The sequence below is a fragment of the uncultured Parvimonas sp. genome (assembly GCF_963524015.1).
GTDB lineage: Bacteria > Bacillota > Clostridia > Tissierellales > Peptoniphilaceae > Parvimonas.
The window spans coordinates 406,446-429,488 of record NZ_CAURDT010000001.1; the positions used below are offsets into that span (position 1 = coordinate 406,446).

A 23,043-nucleotide genomic window follows, 5' to 3' on the forward strand; every position below is an offset into this window, starting at 1 on the left:
TCCATTACTCCAACCTTCCTCTAAAATGTTCACTTATAATTTCTATTACAAAAACAGTTAAAAGTAATAAAAATACTATGGTACCAACTTTTGAATATTCTCTCCAACCGAGTTTTTCATTCAAAATCATACCAATACCACCTGCACCAACATAACCTAAAATCGCTGCATATCTAACATTACCTTCAAAGTTAAATAGTGCTGTTGAAATATATGAAGGTAAAACAACTGGTAATATAGCATATCTAAAAGCATAGAATTTAGTAAATCCCATAGATTCCATACATTCAAAAGCTCCCATATCAACAGTTTCAATTGATTCATATAATAATTTTCCAACATAAGATAATGAAAAAATAAAGATTGCGACAGTTCCTGCAAAAGTACCAAGACCCCATATATAAGTTGCTATTAAAGCACAAACAAGAGAAGGTAGAGTTCTTAAAATACTTAAAAATAATTTAAAAAATCCATTTACAAATTTATTTTTAGTTATATTGCTGGAAGCTAAAATTGCAATAGGTAATGAAACTAATGCTCCTAAAAATGACCCCATCAAAGACATTTTTATAGTATCAAAAAGTGGAGTTAAAACTTCTTTAGAATAACTAAAATCAGGTGGAATCATCCCTTTTAAAATATTAAAAAAGTTTCCAAAATTTTTAAATACTTCAAAATTAAAACCAGTAACCTTTACTGAAATATACATTAAAAAAATTACGATAACTGTAATTAAAGGAGTTTTTGAACGTGGCCTGAAAGCAACTTTTCCATTATCTAAAGTTATCTTTTCTTTTGGAAATATAGTATCAAATATATTTTTCATATTATTCTCCAGTTTCAAATAAATCTTTTTGGTAAATTTTATCTAAGATTTCCTTTGTAATATCACTTGCTGATCCATCATAAACAATTCTACCTTTGTTTATTCCAACAACTCTATCACAATATTTTAAAGCTAAATCTACGTCATGAATATTAATTAAAATTGTAATATTATTTTCTTTATTAATTTTTCTAAAATCTTCCATAACTTGATTTGAAGTTACAGGATCTAGAGCGGCAACTGGTTCATCGGCTAAAATAATTTGAGGGTTTTGACCTAAGGCTCTTGCTAAAGCTACTCTTTGTTGTTGACCTCCCGAAAGTTGGTCAACTCTTACATAAGCTTTTTCCAACATATCTACTTTATCTAAAGCTTCTAAAGATTTTATCTTGCATTCCTTAGGAAATATCCCAAAAAATTTTCTAAAACCTGTTAAATCCGGAACAAATGCAGTTAAAACATTTTTTATAACTGTAGTTCTTGTAACTAAGTTGAAAGATTGAAAAATCATTCCAATTTTTCTTCGAAATTTTCTAATATCTGATCCACTTAATTTTTTTACATCAACATCATTTACAATTAATTCTCCTGAAGTAATTTCATGCATCTTATTGACACATCTAATTAATGTAGATTTACCTGATCCAGAAAGTCCTATAATCGCTACAAACTCTCCCTGATCTATTTTTAAATCGATATCGATTAATCCCTTTGTTCCATTAGGATAAACTTTACTAACTTTTTTAAATTCTATCATTTTTTTCTCCATATATTTTGTTAAAAAAGGAGAGATTTCTCTCTCCCTAATACTCACACAATTTAATTAATTCATCATTATTTTAATTTTTTTACAATATCTTGAGCTTTTGCTTCATTATCGTAGTCGCTATCCTTTGCTGGTTGATAACCTTCATGACTATAAACAGATATAACTTTTTTCCCTTCTTCAGTTTTAGCTATTTCAATAAGTGATTTTTCAAGAGCTTTTTTGAATTCAGGTGTTATATTCTTAGATTTTTTAGAAACACTTACAGTATCATTATATATAGGAGTTGTAACACCAATTAGATTTGTATCTTCCCAAATAGATGTTTTTCTTCCATAATTTTCAGTCCACTTCTTTTCTTGATCAAGTCTAGCATCAGCATATGTACAAAGTACATCTACTTGACCTGAAGCAAGTCTAGCAAAAGCAGAACCGTAAGAATCACTTAAAATTGCATTATTTCCTAAATCTTTAATAGTTTTTCCGAAATTTTCATTTAACCAAAGAGTTGGATAAATATATCCTGCAGGTGAAGTTGGATTCATAACACTCCATTTTAAATCTTTTACATCATCCCAAGTTAATTTTTCTCCAGCATTTACTTTTTTAGCTATAGCTTGTCCTTTTTCAGATGGTCCAGCAATAATTAATGCTCTATAAGAAGTAACTTGATCTTCTGTTTTCTTTGTAGGTTTTTGTTCGTTCCAAACTTTAGCAGAATCATCATTTACAGATAATCCTTTTCTAGTAGCAGTCAAAAGAACTTCCGCTCCATCTCTATATAAAACATAAGTTCCCGCTGGAATAAATCCAATATCAAGTGTTCCAGCATTAAGTCCTTCTCCTACCGCTTCAAAACTTGTTCCAACTGTTATTTCAACATTTTTAACATCATATCCTTCTTTTGCTAATTGTTCCTTTAATAAATTCTTTAAAGGTTCAGTTGCAGTAACTATTTCTGACGGTTCTCTTGAAGGTACAAAACCAATTGTAAGTTTTTCAATAGTAATTTTTCCATCAGCAGATTTTTTTTCTTCTTTTTTAGAGCCACAGCCCACAAGAAGTCCTGCACTTAAAACAAGTGCCAAAGATGAAATTAAAATTTTTTTAAATATTTTCATAATTCCCCCTATATATTAGTGAAACATAAATTGTATGATTTGCCCTTATATTATATCATTTTAGAAAACTGTTTACAATTATAATAATGACTTTTTTTCGACTTTTTATAACAAAATTTTTAAAAATAATATATCTAAATTATTTTTAAACATAGTTTTTTATGCCATTTTAAGTTAGTTAAATTTAGAAATATTGTATTTTAACAATAAAAAAGCAAGTTAAAAATAACTTACTTAATTATAAATATTAATAAACTCCACATAAGCATACAGCCCATACAAAATTACAATTAGACTTTTTTAATTCTTTATAGCATTCATCAATTGTTGCACCACTTGTATGTATATCATCTAATAGTAAAATATTCTTTCCCGTTAAATCACAATCAACTAAAAAAGAATTTTTTAAATTTACGCTTCTTTCTTCAAGGGATAAAAAATGTTGTGATTTTGTATTTTTTATCTTATGAAGATTATCAAACAACTGTATGTTTGAGTACTTTGAAATTTCCTCTGCAAGAAGTTTTGAATGATTATATCCTCTAAGTTTAATTTTCTTTTTACTTGAAGGAACATAAGCAATATAATCTATCTTTTCAAGCAAAGATTTATCTAAATTGTCATATATCAACTTTCCAAAAGGATTTTTTAAATATACTCCATTTTCAAACTTAAATTCCTTAACTTTTGTCTTTAGTATTCCAGAATAATAGAATAAAATATCTTTTTTAAAACAATTCTCACCATAATCATTAAAAATTTCCTTATCATATTTTCTGATTTTGGATATACAATCCTCACACAAATAAAAGTCTTTTACAATATTATCTTTACAGAAAAAACAATAATCTTCATTAAAAAAGAAACTTTTTAAAAATTTTTTTATCATTACAACAATTCCTCTACAAGACCGTAAAAATGTTTAATTCTATTTTCCAGATTAGAATATCTGCTATTTATAGTGTTGTTTCTAATCATATTGTTCATAACATTCTTATCTCCAACTAATACAATATTTTCCTTAGCTCTTGTAATTGCAGTATATAATAAATTTCTGGTTTGAAGTAGTCTATATCCGTCAAACATAGGAATAATTACAGATTTAAATTCAGAACCTTGAGACTTATGTATAGTTATTGCATAAGCTAATTCTAAATTGTCTAAATCTTCTAAGGTATAATCTATAAGCCTCTTATCATCCATTTCAACTGTCAACTTCTTACTTGATTTATCAATGAAAATAATATGTCCCATATCTCCATTATATACGCCAAAATTTTCTTCTCCATCATAATCAAAAAATGAAAGATTATAATTATTTTTAGTCTGCATGACTTTATCATTAACACGAAAGAGTTTATTACCAACTAAAAGTTCATCTGTTTCTTCATTTTTTGGATTTAAAATATCCTGTAATAATCTATTTAATTCAAAAACTCCACAAATTCCTTTTCTACTTTGAGTAAGAATTTGAATATCTTTAGAAAAATCATAACCATAGGCTTTTGGAAGTCTTTTACTAATCAAATCAACTACAATATTTCTGGTAATTGCAGGAGATTCAGTTTTCAAAAAGAAAAAATCACTATTTTTTTCATTTAAAATCGGTTCTTGTCCATTATTAATTTTATGAGCATTAACTATTATATTACTATTTTCAGATTGTCTAAAAATGTCAACAAGCTTAGTATATTTTATCTTTTCAGAATTAATTAAATCTCTTAAAACATTTCCTGCTCCAACACTTGGTAACTGATCAACATCTCCAACTATGATTAATCTGGTATTATCCTTTATTCCTCTTAAAAGTTTTTCAAAAAGTACCACATCAACCATACTCATCTCATCAATAATAATTACATCAGTATCCAAAGGATTATCTTCATTATATTCGAAATGTCCAATATCATCATAACTGCTTGGAATATATCCTAACATTCTATGAATAGTCTTAGCTTCTATCCCTGTAGTTTCTTCGATTCTTTTTGCAGCTCTACCTGTTGGAGCACAAAGAGAAATATTATATCCATTATCTAAATATATCTTTGATATTGTATTTATTATTGTGGTTTTCCCTGTGCCCGGGCCACCAGTTATAATAGAAATATTCTCTTTAAAACAAGAGCTTATAGCATTTATCTGAATGTCTGACAGTTTTATGGACAAACTTTTGATTGCAGTTTTAATTTCCTTATCAATATCAAATAAAATTTTGAAATCTTCATTTAAAGCCATTTTTGCAAGTTTACTCGCAATATAGCTTTCAGAAATATATAAATAATCTAAATAAACATTTGATTCTTCAAATGAATTATCTATAACTACTTCGGAAGATAAAAGTAAATTCATATATACAGGTTCTATAAGTTCTGTTTCAACTCCTATAAGTTTAGAAACTTCATCAGTAAGTTTTCTCTTAGGATAGTATACATGTCCAAAATTTATAGCTTTTTGATTTAAAACGTAAATAATAGCTGATTCGATTCTATAAGGACTATTTTTATCTAAATTATTCTTTAGAGCTATCTCATCAGCTTTTAAAAAGCCAATCCCTTTTACATTTTTAATCAGTTTGTATGGGTTTTCATTAATAACTTCTAAAGTATTTTCACGAAAAATATTATAAATCTTTTTAGATAAACTTAAACTTATACCAAGCCCACTAAGGTGAAATAAAATATTTTTGCTAAATTTCAATTCTTCAACTGATTTTTTTATTTTCTCAATACTCTTCTTTCCAATACCTCTAACTTCAATCAATCTATCGGTCTCATCAAAAACTATATTTAAACTTTCTTTACCAAATTGTTCAACTATATAGGTAGCATTCTTAGTACCAATAGTAGAAATAATTCCGCTAGCTAAATATTTTTGAATTTCAGTAATAGAACTAGGTAATTTTTTTTGATAAGAAGTTACATTAAGCTGTTCTCCATATTTGTTATCATATGTGAACTCCCCTTCAACTTCTAAACTTTCTCCAACATTAACAGAATCAAAAATTCCTACAATTTTGATTTCACCATCACTTGTATTCAAGTCAAAAACAGAATATCCATTTTCTTCATTTACATATCTGACCTTTATAACTTCTCCTGTTAATTTCATAAATTCTCCTGTATATAAATTTAGGAAACTATAACTAGTTTCCTAAAAAATTAATCTTCTATTCTTTCAATATTAGCACCCAATGATCTCATTTTACCAACAAAATCATTATATCCTCTATCTATATGATATATATTTCCAATGGTTGTAGTACCTTCAGCAACAAGCCCCGCTAAAACAAGCGCAGCTCCCGCTCTTAAATCTGTAGCGTTAACTTCTGCTCCAACAAGTTGTCTAACGCCGGCAATTCTAGCTTCTTTCCCACTTGTAGCAATTATAGCTCCCATTTTATTAAGCTCTTCAACATGCATAAATCTATTTTCAAAAACTGTTTCTGTAACTTTTGCTTGGTCTTCACATACACACAAATAAGCCATAAATTGAGCTTGAACATCTGTTGGAAAACCAGGATAAGGTAAAGTCTTAATATCTGTACCTTTAATCTTATCTCCACCCTTTACAAAAATTGAATCCTCATCTTCATTTACAACAACATAAGCACCTGTTTCTTTCAATTTAGCAATAACAGGTTTTATATGATTTGAAATACAATTTTGAACTACAACTTTTCCGCCTGTAATTGCAGCAGCTATCATAAATGTAGCAGCTTCTATTCTATCAGGAATAATAGTATGAACTGTACCACCTAATTTTTCTACACCTATAATTCTAATAGTGGAAGTTCCTGCTCCTGAGACTTTCGCTCCCATTTTATTTAAAAAGTTTCCTAAATCTACAATTTCAGGCTCTTTTGCAGCATTTTCAATTATAGTTTCACCTTTAGCTAGAGTTGCAGCCATCATTATATTTTGTGTTGCACCTACTGATGGAAAATCCAAATAAATTGTATCTCCATAAAGTTTTTCGCATCTTGCTGAAACTTTATCAGGTTCTTCTTCAATTAAAGCCCCTAAAATTTTAAATCCCTTTAAATGCAAATCAATTGGTCTAGAACCTATAGCACATCCACCTGGTAAAAACGCGTCCGCTCTTCCAAATCTTGCAAGTAATGGACCCATTACTAAGAATGATGCTCTCATCTTTTCCATCAAACTTCTATCAGTTACAAAAGAATTAATCTTACTTGAATCAATAGAAACTCTATTTTCAGATAAAAATTCAACTTTTGCACCTAAACTTTCTAAAACTTTTAAAATTATCTTAACATCTACTAAATTAGGAACATCTTCTAGCACTATTGGTTCAGTTCCTAAAAGTGAAGCAGCTATAATAGGTAGTGCTGCATTTTTTGCTCCATCAATCTTTACAGTACCTTCTAAAGGAGCACTTTTTCTTACTAATATCTTAGGCAAACAAATCCCTCCAAAATATTTTTTATTTAAATATAAATTTTTTCTCAATTAATAAATTTATTTCATTATGCTAAAAATACATCTATCCTTATAACATATAAACTTACAATTATTATACCACATTTATGACATATTATTAAACTATTTATTATTTTTCTTAGATTTATATCTTAATTGTGAATCCAATATCTTCTTTCTCATTCTTAAACTCTTTGGAGTCACTTCAATATATTCATCACTTTCAATAAATTCCAACATTTCTTCCAAACTCATAATCTTTGGCGGACTAAGTTTTAAAGCATCATCAGATGCTGATGATCTAATATTTGTTTGTTGTTTCTTTTTACAAACATTAACTTCAATATCAAGTCCCTTAGCATTAGAACCAACAACCATTCCTTCATAAACTTCCGCTTGAGGAGAAATAAATAATATTCCTCTTTCTTGTGCTGAATTTAATCCATAAGCTGTTGCAACACCAGTTTCAAAACAAATTAATGAGCCAACATTTCTCTTTGGAATTTCACCTTTGAAAGGTTCATAACCTTTAAATTCAGTATTTAAAGTTCCACTTCCTCTAGTATCAGTTAAAAACTCTGAACGATATCCAATAAGTCCTCTTGCAGGAATATTAAATATAAGTCTTGTATATCCTGCTTGTGAAGGATTCATATTAACTAAATCAGCTTTTCTTTGTCCTAACTTTTCTATAACAGAACCAACAAATTCTTGATCTACATCTATTGTTACAGTTTCTATTGGTTCTAATAATTTACCATTTTCATCTTTTTTGTAAAGAACTTCAGGTTTTGAAACTTGAAATTCATAACCTTCTCTTCTCATATTTTCAATTAAAACTGAAAGATGAAGTTCTCCTCTTCCAGAAACTCTAAAACTATCAGTTGAATCTGTGTCTTCAACCCTTAAACTTACGTCTGTTTCTAATTCTTTATAAAGTCTTGCACGAATTTGTCTACTTGTAACAAATTTCCCTTCTTTCCCAGCAAAAGGAGAATTATTAACTATAAAATTCATAGCAAGAGTAGGTTCAGAAATCTTTACAAATGGAAGAGGTGTTATATCTTCCAAAGAACAAAGAGTATCTCCAATACTAATTCCTTCAACCCCTGTTACCGCAATAATATTTCCTACAGAAGAGCTCTCAACTTCTTTTCTAGATAAATTTTCAAATTCATATATTTTAGTAATCTTTATTTTCTTATTTATACTGCTGTCATTATAATTTACAATTACAGCATCATCTCCGAGTTTAACACTACCACTTTCAATTTTACCAATACCTATTCTACCTACATATTCACTATAGTCAGTAGTAGAAATAAGCAATTTAAAAGGTGCTTTTTCATCTCCTTTTGGTGCAGGAATATAGTCAACAATAACATCCAAAAGAGTTTTCATATCTTCAGTCTTTTTGTTAAAATCCATGGTTGCATATCCAGATCTTGCAGACGCAAAAACAAAAGGACTTTCTAAATAATCTTCAGATGCATCAAGTTGGATAAATAAATCTAAAACTTCATCAACAACTTCTTCACATCTAGCTTCAGGTCTATCAATTTTATTTATGCAAATAATGGTTGGCAATTTAAGTTCAAAAGCTTTTCTCAAAACAAATTTAGTTTGAGGCATAGGTCCTTCAAAAGCATCAACTACTAGTATAACTCCATTTGCCATTTTTAAAACACGTTCAACTTCTCCACCAAAATCGGCATGTCCTGGTGTATCAATTACATTAATTTTTATTCCATTATAATCAATGGCAGTATTTTTTGAAAGAATTGTAATTCCTCTTTCTCTTTCTATATCATTTGAGTCCATTACTCTTTCTTTTACGTCTTGATTTTCTCTAAAAACACCGCTACTTTTTAATAAACAATCTACCAAAGTAGTTTTACCATGGTCAACATGTGCTATAATCGCAACATTTCTTATATTTTCAATATTTCTCATATACTTTCCTTTCTATATTATATATCCAACGCATAACAATTAATTATAGCATATATACGTAAAAAAGTAAAATAGTTTTATTGATTTTATGCTATTTTTACTTCTGATTTGATAAGCTCTGAATAACATTTTTATTTAATAAGAACCCCACCCTTCCACGATGCTTTACATCGGGTGGATTCACGGGAACCTTGTTGTTTCACAATAAAAAAGGCAATCCATTTCGAATCGCCAATTATAAAAATAAATCTTAAATTTTAATTCTAGTAAAATAGTGGTCTTCATTTTCGGTAAATATGTAAGCTCCACAGTTTAGCTGAGTTTTTAAAGAGTATGTATTATCCTTATTTACACTCATATAAATTTCATCCTCTTTTATTTCATCTTTTATAAGCTCGATTACTAATTTAAGGCCTCTTGTTGCATAGCCTCTTTTTCTATATTTTTTTATAATTCCATAACCGATATGCCCTGCTCCCTTTCTTAAAGAGTCATTAAGTTTTTTTCGCACTTTAAAAAGACCCGCAATTTCATCATCGTCCCATAGGAAATAATAATTTTGAGGAACTCTGTTCGGTTTTAAGTCAATTCCCTTAGATTGTTTTTCACAAGTTGGAATTATCTCATTTACAAATTCTTCAAATGAAACATTATAAAATTTATTCTCAAATCCATTCTCATCTTTAGGAATCGAAGTTATTGCAATATATTCTTTCTTTGCATCTTCAATATTCATCTCTTTTAAAAATAGCATATAATCACCTTAAATTTCTATAAATTTCTGAGCATAATCGTCTTTTATATTCAACTCATCTATTTTATTTTTTATTTCTTCATATTCAACATACAATCCTATTAAACTCTCAAATTTATTATCGTATCCAATATTGATTTTTTCAATTCTTCCACCTTCAATTTCAACAGTATAATCTCTTTCTTCATCTAAGATAAAAGTACATTTAGGAGATTGTCCATATATCCAGTCTTTTGTTGCATATTTTTCAGATTTTATTTTTTCTATTTTTAAAATATCATCTTTTGTTAATTCATAAATTTCATAATCCTCTTGAGTTTTTAAAATTTCATTTTTTAATTTTTCTAAAAAATCTGAAATTTCATAATCCAGTTTTGAAATTTCTTTTAAATTTGCAACACTGCTCTTAACAGATTTTGCAGATTTTGAAATAATTTTTTTGTTTTCAACATTCAATGCATTTCTTAAATTATTTAAATTACTATCAAATAAAATGCAACCATGATGTAGAACTCTTTTCTTTCTCATAAATTGAGAATGTCCACAAATTTTCTTTTCTTCAACTCTAAAATCATTTCTAGGAGAAATATTAGCATCAATATTCAAATTTAAAAGAGCTTTATACATCGGTTTTAAAAATTCCTTAAAATCAAGTGCAGTATCTCCTGTTGTATTTGTTATGTAAGTATAATTTAGATTTCCAAAATCATGAACAACTGTCCCACCACCGGAAAGTCTTCTAGCAATCTTAATATTATTATCAAAACAGTATTTCATATTTACTTCTTCAATTAAATTTTGGTGTTTTCCAATAACTACAGATGGTTCATTTATCCAAAGCATAAAAACTTCATCTTCCTTAAATTTTTCAAAAATATATTCTTCCATAGCCAAGTTAAAATATACATCTGTAATTTTATTTTTAATAAAAATCATAATTTCTCCTCAATTTCAAAAGTATTAGAACTATTTTATCATATTCATTAAAAAAAGGATAGAACTTCTATCCTTTTTCAATAGTTATATTTTTTTACTTTTTAGGTAAATGTACACTAACTCCTTCTACATCAGCAATCGCTTCATAGATTGCTTCTGAGAAAGTTGGATGTCCAAATACCATTTTAATTGCTTCTTCGACAATAACTTCTGATTGCATTAAAACTGAAACTTCATTAATCAATTCAGATGCTCTAGGTCCAACAATATGAGCTCCTAATATTTCTCCATATCTTGCATCAGAAATAATCTTAACCATTCCTGATGAATCCCCGTGAGCTAAAGCCCTTCCGTTTGCACTGTAATTGAATTTACCAACTTTAACATCATAAGATTTTTTAGCTTCTTCTTCAGTTAAACCTACACTACCTATTTCAGGATATGTGTAAATTGCTCTTGGAATAATATTGTTATTGTACTTGTCTGATTTGCCTTCAACTATTTCTGAAGCAGCAATATATCCCATTTTAAATGCAGTATGTGCAAGAAGATTTTTACCATTAACATCTCCAGGAACATAAATATTCTTTAAACTTGATTGCATTTTTTCATTAGCAACTACATTTCCATTTGAAACTTCAAGTTTTACATCTTTTAATGCAGTTAAATCAGCTTCTCTAGTTGTAAGTAAAATTACTTTTGCACTAGCAACTTCTTCTGAACCTGCTAATACTTTTTCTCCAGAAATTTCTGTAATTTCTTTACCAAAGATAAATTTAATTCCTGATTTTTCTAAAGACTTGATTAAAATTGAAGAAACTTCTGAATCTACAACTTCAATTGCTGATTCTTTTCTTTCAACAACAGTTACTTTACTTCCAAAAGAACTGAATATTTGAGCCATTTCAACTCCAATATAATCCGCTCCAATTATTACTAATGATTCAGGTGCTTCTTTTAAATCCAAAGCTTCATCAGTATCTATAACATTTGAATTATCTGAACCTTTAATATTTTTAACACATTTAGATCCACCAGCAAAAATTACAGAACCACATACAAGTTCTTTTCCACTTTCTAAAGTAACATTTCCATTTGAATTAATATAAGCTGTTTCTTTAAACATTTCTACTGAATTGCTCTTTAATAAGAATTCAACACCAGCAGTAAGTTTCTTTACTATAGAATTTTTGAATTTTAAAGCCTTTGCAACATCAATAGTAGCATTATCATTTTCTAAAATAATTCCTCTTTTGCTTGATGATTTAATTCTTTCTAAATCTTCAACATTTTGTAAATATGTTTTTGTTGGAATACATCCTCTATTTAAGCAAGTACCACCAAATTTGTTATTTTCTGCTATTGCAACTTTTGCTCCTTTTTGAGCAGCTTTAATTGCTGAATAATAACCTGCAGGGCCTCCACCAATTACAACAACATCATATTCACCGTCTTTTAATTCTTTTTTAGTTTCAGCTTTAACTTCAACAACTTTTTCTTCAGGTTGTGCTTTAACTTCTTCCTTAACTTCTTCTTTAGCTGGTGCTGAAGCAGTTTCAGGAATAACATCTCCTTCATCTCCTATATATGCAATAGTTGTTATAACCGGAACAATTTCTCCATCTTGTTTTAAAATTTTAAGCAAAGTTCCTGAAGCTTCAGCTTCAATTTCCATATTAACCTTATCAGTCATAATTTCTAGAATTATTTCTCCAGCTTCAACTTTGTCTCCCTCTTTTTTAAGCCATTTTACAATTTGACCTTCTTCCATTTCACTACCAGCTTTTGGCATTATTACTTCTGTTAACATAATTTTCTCCTCACACTAAACTAAAATTGAAATAGGATTTTCTAAATAATTTTTCAAAGTATTTAAAAATTTAGCAGCTTCCATTCCATCAACAACCCTATGATCAACAGTAATTGATAATTTCATAATAGGTCTTACAGTTATTTCTCCATTTACTACAACAGGTTTATCAACAGTTGCACTTACACCTAAAATTGCACTATTAGGTTGATTTATAATAGGAGCAAAAGAATCAATTCCAAACATTCCTAAATTACTAATAGTGAATGTACTATCTTCTAATTCTTCTGACTCTAATTTCATTTCAACAGCTTTTTTAGTTAAGTCCTTTAATGAAATCATAAGTTCTCTTAAATTCATTTTCTCAGCATTTTTAACAACCGGAGTTAAAAGTCCACTTTCAAGACCAACAGCCATAGCAAGATTTACATATTTATGAAGTAAAATTTTAGTTCCATCGGCTGATAAACTACAATTTACATATGGATGTTTCATTAAACTCTTCACAGTTGCTAAAGAAATTATATCTGTAATAGTAAGTTTATATCCTGTTTCATCAATTAATTGTTGCATAATATTAGCTCTTAAGTTTTTAACTTCAGTCATATCAACTTCTATATTTGCTACAAAAACTGGAGCTGTGAAATAACTTTCACTCATTCTCTTAGCAACAGTTCTTCTCATCATTGACATTGGAACTTCTTCAACTTCACCATATGATTTTTTAACTTCTTGAGTTTCAACTTGTTGTTCTTCAACTGCTTTTTCTGTAGAAATTACATCTTTATTTGTTAGAAATTCTAAAACATCTTCCTTTAAAATCTTACCATTAACTCCAGTTCCAGTTACCTTAGTTAAATCAACACCTTCAACTTCTGCAATTTTTTTAGCAAGAGAAGAAACTTTAATAATTCCAAAATTTTTAAAATTTAAAACATCTTCTTTTTGAATTCTTCCCTTAGGGCCTGTTCCTTTTAGCAATGATAAGTCGATATTATTTTGCTTAGATAAAAATCTTGCAGCAGGTGTTGCTCTTAATTTTATATCAGACATAATTTCCTCCTATCTATTAACTGCTTTTCTAATTGTATTTTTAATATCTTCAACACTTGGTACAATTACTGCTTCTAAGTTTTTAGCAGAAGGTATATTTGTGTCGGCTCCAGCAAGTCTATAAATTGGTGCATCTAAATAATCAAAAGCATCACTTTCAGCAATTCTAGCTGAAATTTCTCCACCAAATCCACCTGTTTTAAATGAATCATGGCAAAGAACAAGTCTTCCTGTTTTCTTAACAGATTCAACTATCAAGTCTTCATCTAAAGGTACTAATGTTATTGGGTCAACAACTTCAACACTAATTCCTTCAGCTTTTAATTCTTCAGCTGCTTGTAAAGCTCTTTCTAACATTCTTCCCCAAGAAACTAAAGTTACATCTTTGCCTTCAACTTTAACTTCTCCTTTTCCAATTTCAACGATTTCTCCAATCTTTACTTCGCCTTTTCTTCCAAAAAGGGCTTTAGATTCAATGAAAATTACTGGATTATTATCTCTTATTGATGCTTTTAATATTCCATAAGCATCGTTCACTGTTCCAGGAGCAACAACTTTTAATCCCGGAATATGACAGAACCATGATTCAAGAGCCTTGCAGTGTTGAGCAGCGGCTCCAGTACCAGATCCAGACGCACAACGATAAACAACTGGAACACTTACTTCTCCACCTAACATATATCTCATTGGAGCAGCTTCATTTACTATAGCATCCATTGCTATTGTAACAAAATCCATAAAAGTTAAATCAACGATAGGGCGCATTCCAACAGACGCTGCACCTGCGGCAGCTCCTGCTATAGCAGCTTCACTTATAGGACAATCTCTAACTCTTTCTTCTCCAAATTCTTCAAGCATTCCGACAGTAGTTCCGAAATCTCCTCCGAAAATACCAACATCTTCTCCCATTAAAAATACATTTTCATCTCTACGCATTTCTTCGGACATCGCCTCTTTTATTGCTTCACGCAAAGTCATAATCTTTATTTCACTAGCCATAATCTTCTCCTATTAAATAATATTAAGCATAATTGTCAGTACAAGCATCTTTTTCATCTGCTAAAAGTGATTCCTTAGCAAATGTTATTGCATCAGCGATTACTTTCTTTACACTTTCTTCCATTTCATCAAGTTCACTTTCAGTCGCAATTTTATTTTCAACCAAATATTTTTTAAATGCAACATTTGGATCTTTTTCTTTCCATTCGTCAACTTCTTTTTTATCTCTATATTTTCCTGCATCTGAAGCAGAGTGACCAAACCATCTATAGCTTTTCGCTTCAACCAAAACAGGTCCATTACCTTCCCTAGCGTAATCAAGTGCTTCACTCATAGCATCATAAACATCTAAAACATTATTACCATCTTCAACATAAATTGATTTCACTTTATAAGCCTCTGCTCTATCAACAACCCTTTCAACAGTCATTGATCTTTGTTGAGACATTGAAATACCATATTTATTATTTATTACATAAAATATTAAAGGTAATTTCCATATTGATGCCATATTTAAACATTCATGAAAACTTCCTTCATTTGTAGCACTTTCACCCATGCAACAAACAACAACATTTCCTGTCTTTTTCATCTTTTGAGCAAGAGCAGCACCTGTACTTAAACCATGTCCACCGCCAACAATACCATTACATCCCATATTGTTTACTTCCAAATTGTAAAGATGCATACTGCCTCCACGGCCTTTACATTGACCAGTAGATTTCCCCAAAATTTCTGCCATCATTTTATTTATATCAATACCTTTTGTAATTGTTTGACCATGTCCTCTATGATTTGAATACATTAAATCTTCTTTTCTCATGGGATAAATAGCACCTACATTCGCAGCTTCTTCTCCAACAGAATAATGTGTCATTCCATGAATAAAACCTCTTGAATATAATTTACTAAGTTCCATATCAAAATGTCTTATAAGTAACATTTTGTCATACATTTCCAAAAGTTCTTTTTTTGTTAATTTTTTTGAACTACTCACAATAAACCTCCAAAATTAAATATCAAAATTATTATTTTGTATTATGTATTTACCTCATATTAATAAGATATATCAAAACTTATTTAATTTTTTAACAATAAATTTTTAGAAATTTAATAATTGTGATTTAAATCACTATAACTTTTATTTTTTTATTACTTTTTTGTAATTATTTTATTTTTTATATAATTATGATAAAATATATCTGTTAGAAAAATTTTAAGGAGAATATTATGAAAAAATTTTCAAAAATATTTTTAATATTAATAGCATTTATTCTAGTGTCCTGCTCAAATAGCAAAAAAGAAAAACAAAATGATAATTCTAAAACTTCAAATACAGAAATAATAACTGCTATTAAAAAACAAGATTATAATTTTAATCCCAAATTATCAAATAGTTTAAATAATGACTCAGTCGTATCTCAACTTTTTGAAGGACTTACTGAATATTCATCACATGGAAAAGTTGCTTTAAATCAAGCTGAGAGTATTGAAAAAAGTCAAGATTTTAAAAAGTGGACTATTACGCTTAGAGATAATTTAAAATGGTCTGACGGATCAGATATTACTGCAGAAGATTATGTACAATCTTGGATTAGTATTATAAATAAAGAAAATAATAATCCTAATGCTTTTAAACTATTTTTTATTAAAGATGCAAAAAAATTATATGATGGAAAAATAAAATCAAATGAATTTAAAGGAATTACGATTACAGATAAAAATACCATAGAAGTCAATATGGAATATCCTGTTAAAAACTTTGATGAAATTCTTTCAAATGTATTTATGTTCCCTACTAAAAAAGATAGTAAGATTGACAAAGAAAATCTTATTACTAATAGTGCTTTTAAATTAAAAAGCTACACCGATGAAGAAATAATTTTAGAACAAAATGAAAATTATTGGGATAATATAAATACAAAGATTAAAAAAGTAACTTTGAAATTAGTAGAAAATGAGATATTAGCTTATCAACTTTTCGACTTAAAACAAATTGACTTTTTCGGTCTTCCATTTTATGAAATCCCTTATGAAAGACGTCTTGACTCAAGTAAAAAGCCTGAACTTTTAAATTTCAAAACTAATATTTTTGAATTTCTAAAACTAGATACAGAAAATAAAATGTTACAAAATAACACTTTGAGAAAAAATTTGGAAACTCTAATAGATTCTAAATTTTTAGCAGAATTCATTTTGTACAACAATTCTGAACCTATATTAAAAAAAGAAAACTTAGTTTCAGATCAAATTTCTAAGTTAAAAAATGAATTTGATGAAATTGTAAAATCTTCAAATTTACAAAATGAAATTCTCACTTTAAAACATAATGGAACAAAGTTATCAGAAAGAATTTTGGCTTCATTGTCTAAGGAATGGATTGATAAATACAGAATAAAAGTAAGTATTACAGGTGATAACAATGCATCAATTACACATTCAACATTTAATATAGGTACAACTGATGAAATGGATATTAAATACTATATAAATCATTATTTACAAAATGATGACTTTTCGAAAATGTATACTTCAATTCAAGAGATTCAAAAAGATAATCTCATTTTTCCATTATATAAACGTTCGTTTTCAGTACTTGTTCACAACAATATTCAAGGCTTATATGTAAGTCCGAATGGACTAATGCTGATAAAAAATTTATTAAAACAATAATCAGAATTTATATCTTAATATTTATATTTTATGATATAATATATCTGATAAAAAAATTATTATATAGGGGTTTAGGTTATGAAAAAAATTTTATTAATTTCAACAGGCGGAACAATAGCATCAATGCCAACTGATGAAGGTTTGACACCAAAAATCAATTCAAAAAAATTACTAGAATATTTAAATTTTACAAAATTGGATTTCGAAATAGATACAATAAATCTTTTAAACGTAGATTCAACAGATATGCAACCTGAACACTGGTTAAGAATAAAAGATGAAATAAAAAATAATTATGAAAAATATGACGGTTTTGTTATAACTCATGGAACAGATACCATGGCATATACTGCTTCAGCCTTATCATATTTAATACAAAATAGTCAAAAACCTATTGTTTTAACTGGTTCTCAAAAGTCAATAGATATGCATATAACGGACGCAAAAAATAATTTGTTAAATAGTCTTTTATATGCGTCAAAAAGTAGTTCAAAGGGTGTAAGCATTGTCTTTGACGGAAAAGTAATTGCTGGAACAAGAGCAAGAAAAGAAAGAACTAAAAGCTTTGACGCTTTCTCATCTGTAAACTTTCCATTCCTAGCAATTATGCAAGATGAAAAAATTTATAGATATATAAACAATGAAGATGAAAATAAAGAAGTTAAGTTTTATGACTCATTAAATACTAATGTTTTTGTATTAAAACTAATTCCTTCAATGACTGCTAAAATTCTACCTGAAATTTTCAAAAACTACGATGCAATAATAATAGAAAGTTTTGGCGTTGGCGGAATTCCAAAAACAATAGAAACAGAACTAAAGAAACTAATTTTAGAATACAATAATCAAAAGACAATAATAATGACAACTCAAGTACCACAAGAAGGTTCTGATGTTGGAGTTTACGAAGTTGGAAAGAGAATAAGCACAATATCTTATTTAGAATCTCACAATATGACTACAGAAGCAACAGTTACAAAAATAATGTGGATTCTAGGAAATTTCAATAATGATTTTGATACTGTAAAAAAATTATTCTATACAAAAATAAATAATGATATGATATTTAATGAGAATTAAAAAATTATAATATTACACAAAAAACTCAGGCAATCAACATGCCTGAGTTTTTTAATAAATTTTATAGGTGAGTTGTGTATTAAATTAACATATCTCTAGTTCTTATTTAAAATATACCTAAACCTGCAACAAATATAATTATTAATGCTATTGGTAATAAATAAGCTATTGGTTTGAAGAAAGATGGAACTCTAAGTCCTTTAGCTCCTACATTAACTTCTTCTTTGAAGTTATCAAATTTCCAAACGAATAATACATAAAGTATTAATGCTATCGCACCAAGTGGCATCATTATATTCCCAGATAGATAATCTGCAAAGTCGAATAAATTCTTTCCTAAGATTTTAACTCCACTCATTATATTTAATCCAAATATTGTGAAAAGTCCTACTATAAAGATTGATGTTAAAGCATATATAGTACCTTTAGCTCTAGATAATTTAAGCATATCTGAAAATGATGAGCTTATAGGTTCCAAATATCCTAAAGCACTTGATAATGCTGCGAAGAACATTAGTAAGAAGAACATAAATCCGAATACTTGACCAAATGGCATATTCATAAATACATTTGACATTGTTACGAATAATAAGTTAGAACCAGAATCTGGTTTTAATCCTAATGCAAATACTGCAGGGAATGTTGCAAAACCAGCGATTAATGCTGCTAATGTATCAAATCCAACTACCATTAATCCGTCTTCAGGAATATTGGAATCTTTCTTTAAGTATGAACCATACACAAATGCTCCACCACTAGCTATACCAACTGAGAAGAAACATTGTCCTAATGCAGTAAGAAATGTTTGAGGAGTTACTTTTGAGAAGTCAACATTTAAATACCATTTAATACCTTCTCCAGCTCCTGGTAATGTTACGGATCTTATAACTACTATAATTAACATAATAAATAATGCTGGCATCATAAACTTACAAGCTTTTTCAAGACCTGAATTTAAGTTTTTAGCAGCTATGACTCCTATTATTACTGTACAAACAAATGTCCAGAATAATAACTGAGTTGGGCTAGCCATCAAATCATTGAAGTTAGCTGTAAATTGTTCTGCAGTAAATCCTTTCATAGATCCTGTAATCATCTTAACAATATAAGCCATTATCCAACCCATAATATTTATGTAGTAAGTTAAAATGAAGAATGCACTTAAAACTCCAAGCCATCCAAAACTTACCCATGGACTTCCTTTTTTAGTTAACTTTCTCATACCAACTATTGGGCTTGCCATTGCTTTTCTACCTAAAGTAACTTCCATATAAAACAAAGGAATCCCAATAACTATACAAATAGCTAAATAAATCAATACGAATGCTCCACCACCGTTTGTTCCAACTAGGTAAGGAAAACGCCAAACGTTTCCAAGACCAATTGAAAATCCAGCTGCAGCCATAATGTAACCAAACCTACTATTCCAATTACTTCTGTTTTCTTCCATAAATTTATCCTCCTATAATTTTAGAGTAACACTCCACTTACAGAATAGTCTGTAAGTGGAATGTATTTTATAACAAATTTTTCTCTAGAAAAATTTTGCTTCATTTATAGTTGTTGCTAAAGAGTCAACTGCTCTTTCAACTAAATCTCTTCTAACTGCATATTCTTTATCTTTTTCTAAACTTGCATCCCCTACAGGATAAGGAATTGCAACTGTAGGCACGATTCTATTTGCTCCTACAGATTTTGAAATAGTAACAATTGTAGCCATATGAACAATTGGAATACCATATCTTTCGATTTCTTTTACTATCGTTGCACCGCAACGTGTACAAGTACCTCAAGTAGAAGTTAGTATAACACCGTCAACTCCGGCTTCTTTCAATTCTTTACCAATTTCTACACCAAATTTAATAGAATTTCCAACTGCTGTGCCTGTTCCAGTAGTAGTATAGAAATATTTATAAACTTCTCCAATTTTTCCTTCTTTTTCCATCTCTTTAAGAATATCAACTGGAGCTACTCTATCAGGCTTTTCATTTGCATAAACAGGGTCATAACCACCATGTATTGTACAATAATCTTTTCCCAATTCGTTTAAAGCAGAAATATCATATTTACCCCACTTTTGTGCAGATGCTGATTGAATTTTGTCAGGATTTCCTAATGGAACAATACCACCACTTGTAACAACTGCAATAACAGCTTTTGATAAGTCTGCAATGGCTTTTGCAGGTTCTACTTTGTCAAATACTGGCATTGGAAGTTCTGTTTCAAATTCTTCTCCTCTTAATCTCTTCATCAACATATCAGTTGCTCTTGCAGCACCAATTTTTTCAGATAAAACAGTTAGTCTCTTACCTTGAGCAAAATATCCATCTACTAAAGGTTTAACAACTTCACCATTTAATAATTTTAAAGTTAATTTTCCCATTACTGGAAGTGCTTTACCCATTGAACTAGCAACATTTCCTGTTGGAACTACATAAGCGATTGACTTACAAGCGTCAAGTCCTGGGTTTTCTTCATACATTCCTGTAACAACTGGGATATTGTAATTTTCTGTTACAAATTTTGCAACTCCAGCACAAGCCATACCATATCTACCAGCATTAAATGCAGGTCCTGCTACAACAATGTCAGGATTAACTTTATCCATTACTTCTTTTATAAATTTTAAAGATTCGTCTAAATTTTCATTAAAGAAGTTATCACCACAAATAATTGTTCCAACAACTTTTGCGTCTTGTCCTAAACTTCTTTCAAAACCCATTGCAGGTCCAACTGCTTTTTCATCAAAAGTTGGAGCTACATGAGCCATTTCTTCTCCACCAATTTGTCCAAAAAATTGGTTGATATAATATAATACTTTTTTACTCAAAACTCTCACCCCTCTTAGTATAATTCAACAGTTGCATTGTGATAACCTATTTCGGAAGTAGCTCCTATAACGGCATTCAATTCACATTCAAGAGTTCCAGTTTCAGGATTATAAGCTCCATCCCAGCCACCAGCTAAATTAGCAATAGCTTCTGAATCTCCTAATACTTTATCAGCTTTTTCTAAATGAACAACATGACTTACATTACCTGTTGAAATAACAGCAACTGATTCTTTTGATGTATCTGTTAATGGTTGGCTCATTCCATCCCAACCTGAACATTCATCTGTTACAAGAACAGTTTTAATACCTTGTTTTTCAAGTCTTGTACAAATCATTACTAAGTCTGAGTCAGGGTTTCCGTAACCTTCTTCACTTACTATTACACCATTAGCTCCAAGTAGTTTACAAAGTTTTGCAGTGTAATCACAACATCTGAACTTTCCTGCTAAAGTTGTAAGTTCTGGAGTTAATACAACACCAACAAAATTAATATCTTTTCCATGTCTATTGTATAAATCTAAGATACAAGCATTATTTTGATGTTGGTAAGTAGTAATCTTATCACATGCAGCAACACAGTTTCCGCTTATTACAGCTCCATCTAATTCTTCATTTGGATGAATTAATGTAGGTAAAGTTTGTCTTGTACATGTTCCATAAATATATCCATCATGAAGTAATCCTTGTGAAATTAACATTTCAACATAAACTACCTTTGGTAAATTAGGATATTTTTTGGTTTCTTCATCGTTGTCACCTATGCCATACTCAACAGTTTCATCAATCTTAGCATTTCTTCCTGCTTCACCGATTAATTCACTTGCTTTAAGTCCAACAAGTCTAACAACTTCTTCATGTTCATGTGGATGTAATCCATCAACAACTTTAATATCTACAACGATATTATATGTCTTAGAAAATGGAGTCCATTTTGCTCCTTCTCCCCACATATCAATAACACCTTCTTGGAAACCTACAATGTCTCCAATTGTAACAACTGCTGCTCCATAAAGAACATTTACAACACCTTCTCCTAATTGAGCAACATCTGTTGTAACTCCTGCAAATCCTTTTGCCCCTTCAATTTTTACTCTAGGTTCAATAACGTCCTTTACAGGTATAATTCTTGCCTTTTCGCCAGGTTTTGCAAAGTCAATATCAATATCTTTAACTCCTGGTTCTTTCTTTAATTCATTAACTATTTCTTCTTTGTTAATAAATAAAGTATGATTTTCTACTTTAGTTTCTTCACCAAATGCCAAATCCTTAATGAAGATTCTGTTCATTTGAAGTTTCAAAATACCACCTCCACTTATTTTTCCAGTTTGCTAAGTGCTTTATATTCTTCCAATGCACTCTCAACTAGTGTTAAATCGACAATTTCATAATCTTTAACATTTTTGAAATCAACATTTCTATTCTTCATTGTTAAATTATATTTGTCAATTGCTTCTTCAATGATTAATGTGCTATTTTCATCAAAACCGTTACCGTCTTCAATCACAATACTTCTAATTGAAGAAAAAACCATTCTGATACTAGCTGGCAAAGGATGACTTACTAAGGAGCATCCTTTATGTATTAAATCTCTTGTAGCAATTAAAACATCAATATAATTTCCATCAACAAATTCAACACAATCAAATTTTTCTTTTACTAAAGAATTATTTGATACAATTTTTAAACTCAAATAAATCACTTCCTTTGTTAGATGTATTATAATATATTCTTTTAAGTATTTCAAAAGTATTTTATATGTTTTTTTATGAATGAAAATGTTAAATAGTTAATATTTATTCA

19 protein-coding genes are annotated in these 23,043 nt (G+C 29.1%); 2 read left to right on the forward strand and 17 right to left on the reverse strand.

All coding sequences use genetic code 11. The features are described 5' to 3' along the window. Nucleotides 1-4: 4 nt before the first annotated feature. The 13 genes from phnE to RWJ08_RS01940 all read right to left on the reverse strand — a co-directional run bounded on the left by phnE (nucleotide 5) and on the right by RWJ08_RS01940 (nucleotide 15,654). A complete protein-coding gene (gene phnE, locus RWJ08_RS01880; protein WP_009372583.1) occupies nucleotides 5-826 on the reverse strand; it encodes a phosphonate ABC transporter, permease protein PhnE in 822 nt (273 codons plus the stop codon). Between the two features lies 1 nt (nucleotide 827). After that, entirely contained in the window at nucleotides 828-1,583 is a 756-nt protein-coding gene (phnC, locus tag RWJ08_RS01885; RefSeq protein WP_293438831.1) for a phosphonate ABC transporter ATP-binding protein, read from the reverse strand. A 77-nt stretch (nucleotides 1,584-1,660) separates the two neighbouring features. Beyond that, complete coding sequence (locus RWJ08_RS01890) at nucleotides 1,661-2,713, reverse strand: phosphate/phosphite/phosphonate ABC transporter substrate-binding protein (RefSeq protein WP_293438829.1); 1,053 nt, start codon at nucleotides 2,711-2,713, stop codon at nucleotides 1,661-1,663. Nucleotides 2,714-2,960: 247 nt separating this feature from the next. Beyond that, nucleotides 2,961-3,602 carry a ComF family protein gene (locus RWJ08_RS01895; RefSeq protein ID WP_009372341.1) on the reverse strand — a complete coding sequence of 214 codons (642 nt, stop codon included), beginning with the start codon at nucleotides 3,600-3,602 and terminating at the stop codon, nucleotides 2,961-2,963. Further along, nucleotides 3,602-5,821: an ATP-dependent RecD-like DNA helicase gene (locus tag RWJ08_RS01900; RefSeq protein WP_313960867.1), complete on the reverse strand. Its 2,220-nt coding sequence runs from the start codon at nucleotides 5,819-5,821 to the stop codon at nucleotides 3,602-3,604. The genes RWJ08_RS01895 and RWJ08_RS01900 overlap by 1 nt, the downstream gene beginning before the upstream one ends. Nucleotides 5,822-5,871: 50 nt before the next feature. Then, nucleotides 5,872-7,134, reverse strand: coding sequence for a UDP-N-acetylglucosamine 1-carboxyvinyltransferase (murA, locus tag RWJ08_RS01905; protein ID WP_293438825.1), 1,263 nt, complete (start codon nucleotides 7,132-7,134; stop codon nucleotides 5,872-5,874). 141 nt (nucleotides 7,135-7,275) lie between these two features. Further along, nucleotides 7,276-9,105 (reverse strand): translational GTPase TypA, encoded by a 1,830-nt coding sequence (gene typA, locus RWJ08_RS01910; protein WP_313960868.1) that lies wholly within the window; start codon nucleotides 9,103-9,105, stop codon nucleotides 7,276-7,278. 250 nt (nucleotides 9,106-9,355) lie between these two features. Next, nucleotides 9,356-9,859, reverse strand: a complete 504-nt coding sequence (locus RWJ08_RS01915; RefSeq protein ID WP_313960869.1) for a GNAT family N-acetyltransferase — start codon at nucleotides 9,857-9,859, stop codon at nucleotides 9,356-9,358. A 9-nt stretch (nucleotides 9,860-9,868) separates the two neighbouring features. Further along, nucleotides 9,869-10,795, reverse strand: a complete 927-nt coding sequence (locus RWJ08_RS01920) for a lipoate--protein ligase (protein WP_313960870.1) — start codon at nucleotides 10,793-10,795, stop codon at nucleotides 9,869-9,871. Between the two features lie 94 nt (nucleotides 10,796-10,889). Next, nucleotides 10,890-12,605 (reverse strand): dihydrolipoyl dehydrogenase, encoded by a 1,716-nt coding sequence (lpdA, locus tag RWJ08_RS01925; protein WP_313960871.1) that lies wholly within the window; start codon nucleotides 12,603-12,605, stop codon nucleotides 10,890-10,892. 15 nt (nucleotides 12,606-12,620) lie between these two features. Next, nucleotides 12,621-13,658, reverse strand: a complete 1,038-nt coding sequence (locus tag RWJ08_RS01930; protein WP_313960872.1) for a dihydrolipoamide acetyltransferase — start codon at nucleotides 13,656-13,658, stop codon at nucleotides 12,621-12,623. A gap of 9 nt (nucleotides 13,659-13,667) precedes the next feature. Beyond that, nucleotides 13,668-14,657 (reverse strand): alpha-ketoacid dehydrogenase subunit beta, encoded by a 990-nt coding sequence (locus RWJ08_RS01935; RefSeq protein WP_004833152.1) that lies wholly within the window; start codon nucleotides 14,655-14,657, stop codon nucleotides 13,668-13,670. Between the two features lie 22 nt (nucleotides 14,658-14,679). Further along, entirely contained in the window at nucleotides 14,680-15,654 is a 975-nt protein-coding gene (locus tag RWJ08_RS01940) for a thiamine pyrophosphate-dependent dehydrogenase E1 component subunit alpha (RefSeq protein ID WP_313960873.1), read from the reverse strand. A gap of 233 nt (nucleotides 15,655-15,887) precedes the next feature. On the opposite strand from RWJ08_RS01940, the gene RWJ08_RS01945 reads away from it, so the two are divergent. Both RWJ08_RS01945 and RWJ08_RS01950 read left to right on the forward strand, forming a co-directional pair. Next, entirely contained in the window at nucleotides 15,888-17,330 is a 1,443-nt protein-coding gene (locus RWJ08_RS01945) for an ABC transporter substrate-binding protein (RefSeq protein ID WP_313960874.1), read from the forward strand. Nucleotides 17,331-17,408: 78 nt separating this feature from the next. Then, nucleotides 17,409-18,410: an asparaginase gene (locus tag RWJ08_RS01950; protein ID WP_313960875.1), complete on the forward strand. Its 1,002-nt coding sequence runs from the start codon at nucleotides 17,409-17,411 to the stop codon at nucleotides 18,408-18,410. Nucleotides 18,411-18,516: 106 nt separating this feature from the next. Here RWJ08_RS01950 and RWJ08_RS01955 read toward each other — a convergent pair whose 3' ends face one another. From RWJ08_RS01955 to RWJ08_RS01970, 4 genes are all read right to left on the reverse strand, one after another. Next, a complete protein-coding gene (locus RWJ08_RS01955) occupies nucleotides 18,517-19,860 on the reverse strand; it encodes a sodium-dependent transporter (protein WP_313960876.1) in 1,344 nt (447 codons plus the stop codon). 84 nt (nucleotides 19,861-19,944) lie between these two features. Continuing rightward, the gene (locus tag RWJ08_RS01960; RefSeq protein ID WP_313960877.1) at nucleotides 19,945-21,240 is read right to left on the reverse strand and encodes a glycine/betaine/sarcosine/D-proline family reductase selenoprotein B; all 1,296 of its coding nucleotides are present in this window, start codon (nucleotides 21,238-21,240) and stop codon (nucleotides 19,945-19,947) included. A 14-nt stretch (nucleotides 21,241-21,254) separates the two neighbouring features. Next, nucleotides 21,255-22,541, reverse strand: a complete 1,287-nt coding sequence (locus tag RWJ08_RS01965) for a glycine/sarcosine/betaine reductase component B subunit (protein ID WP_293438796.1) — start codon at nucleotides 22,539-22,541, stop codon at nucleotides 21,255-21,257. A 14-nt stretch (nucleotides 22,542-22,555) separates the two neighbouring features. Next, on the reverse strand, nucleotides 22,556-22,933 hold the full coding sequence (locus tag RWJ08_RS01970) for a GrdX family protein (RefSeq protein WP_009372712.1): 378 nt from the start codon (nucleotides 22,931-22,933) through the stop codon (nucleotides 22,556-22,558). Nucleotides 22,934-23,043: the final 110 nt, after the last annotated feature.

Coding starts and splice junctions, on each gene's coding strand:
- RWJ08_RS01950 (WP_313960875.1), top strand. CDS start 17,409: ATGAAAAAAATTTTATTAATTTCAACAGGCGGAACAATAGCATCAATG.
- lpdA (WP_313960871.1), bottom strand. CDS start 12,605: ATGTTAACAGAAGTAATAATGCCAAAAGCTGGTAGTGAAATGGAAGAA.
- RWJ08_RS01890 (WP_293438829.1), bottom strand. CDS start 2,713: ATGAAAATATTTAAAAAAATTTTAATTTCATCTTTGGCACTTGTTTTA.
- RWJ08_RS01915 (WP_313960869.1), bottom strand. CDS start 9,859: ATGCTATTTTTAAAAGAGATGAATATTGAAGATGCAAAGAAAGAATAT.
- RWJ08_RS01945 (WP_313960874.1), top strand. CDS start 15,888: ATGAAAAAATTTTCAAAAATATTTTTAATATTAATAGCATTTATTCTA.
- RWJ08_RS01900 (WP_313960867.1), bottom strand. CDS start 5,821: ATGAAATTAACAGGAGAAGTTATAAAGGTCAGATATGTAAATGAAGAA.
- RWJ08_RS01935 (WP_004833152.1), bottom strand. CDS start 14,657: ATGGCTAGTGAAATAAAGATTATGACTTTGCGTGAAGCAATAAAAGAG.
- typA (WP_313960868.1), bottom strand. CDS start 9,105: ATGAGAAATATTGAAAATATAAGAAATGTTGCGATTATAGCACATGTT.
- RWJ08_RS01895 (WP_009372341.1), bottom strand. CDS start 3,602: ATGATAAAAAAATTTTTAAAAAGTTTCTTTTTTAATGAAGATTATTGT.
- RWJ08_RS01920 (WP_313960870.1), bottom strand. CDS start 10,795: ATGATTTTTATTAAAAATAAAATTACAGATGTATATTTTAACTTGGCT.
- RWJ08_RS01955 (WP_313960876.1), bottom strand. CDS start 19,860: ATGGAAGAAAACAGAAGTAATTGGAATAGTAGGTTTGGTTACATTATG.
- phnC (WP_293438831.1), bottom strand. CDS start 1,583: ATGATAGAATTTAAAAAAGTTAGTAAAGTTTATCCTAATGGAACAAAG.
- phnE (WP_009372583.1), bottom strand. CDS start 826: ATGAAAAATATATTTGATACTATATTTCCAAAAGAAAAGATAACTTTA.
- RWJ08_RS01930 (WP_313960872.1), bottom strand. CDS start 13,658: ATGTCTGATATAAAATTAAGAGCAACACCTGCTGCAAGATTTTTATCT.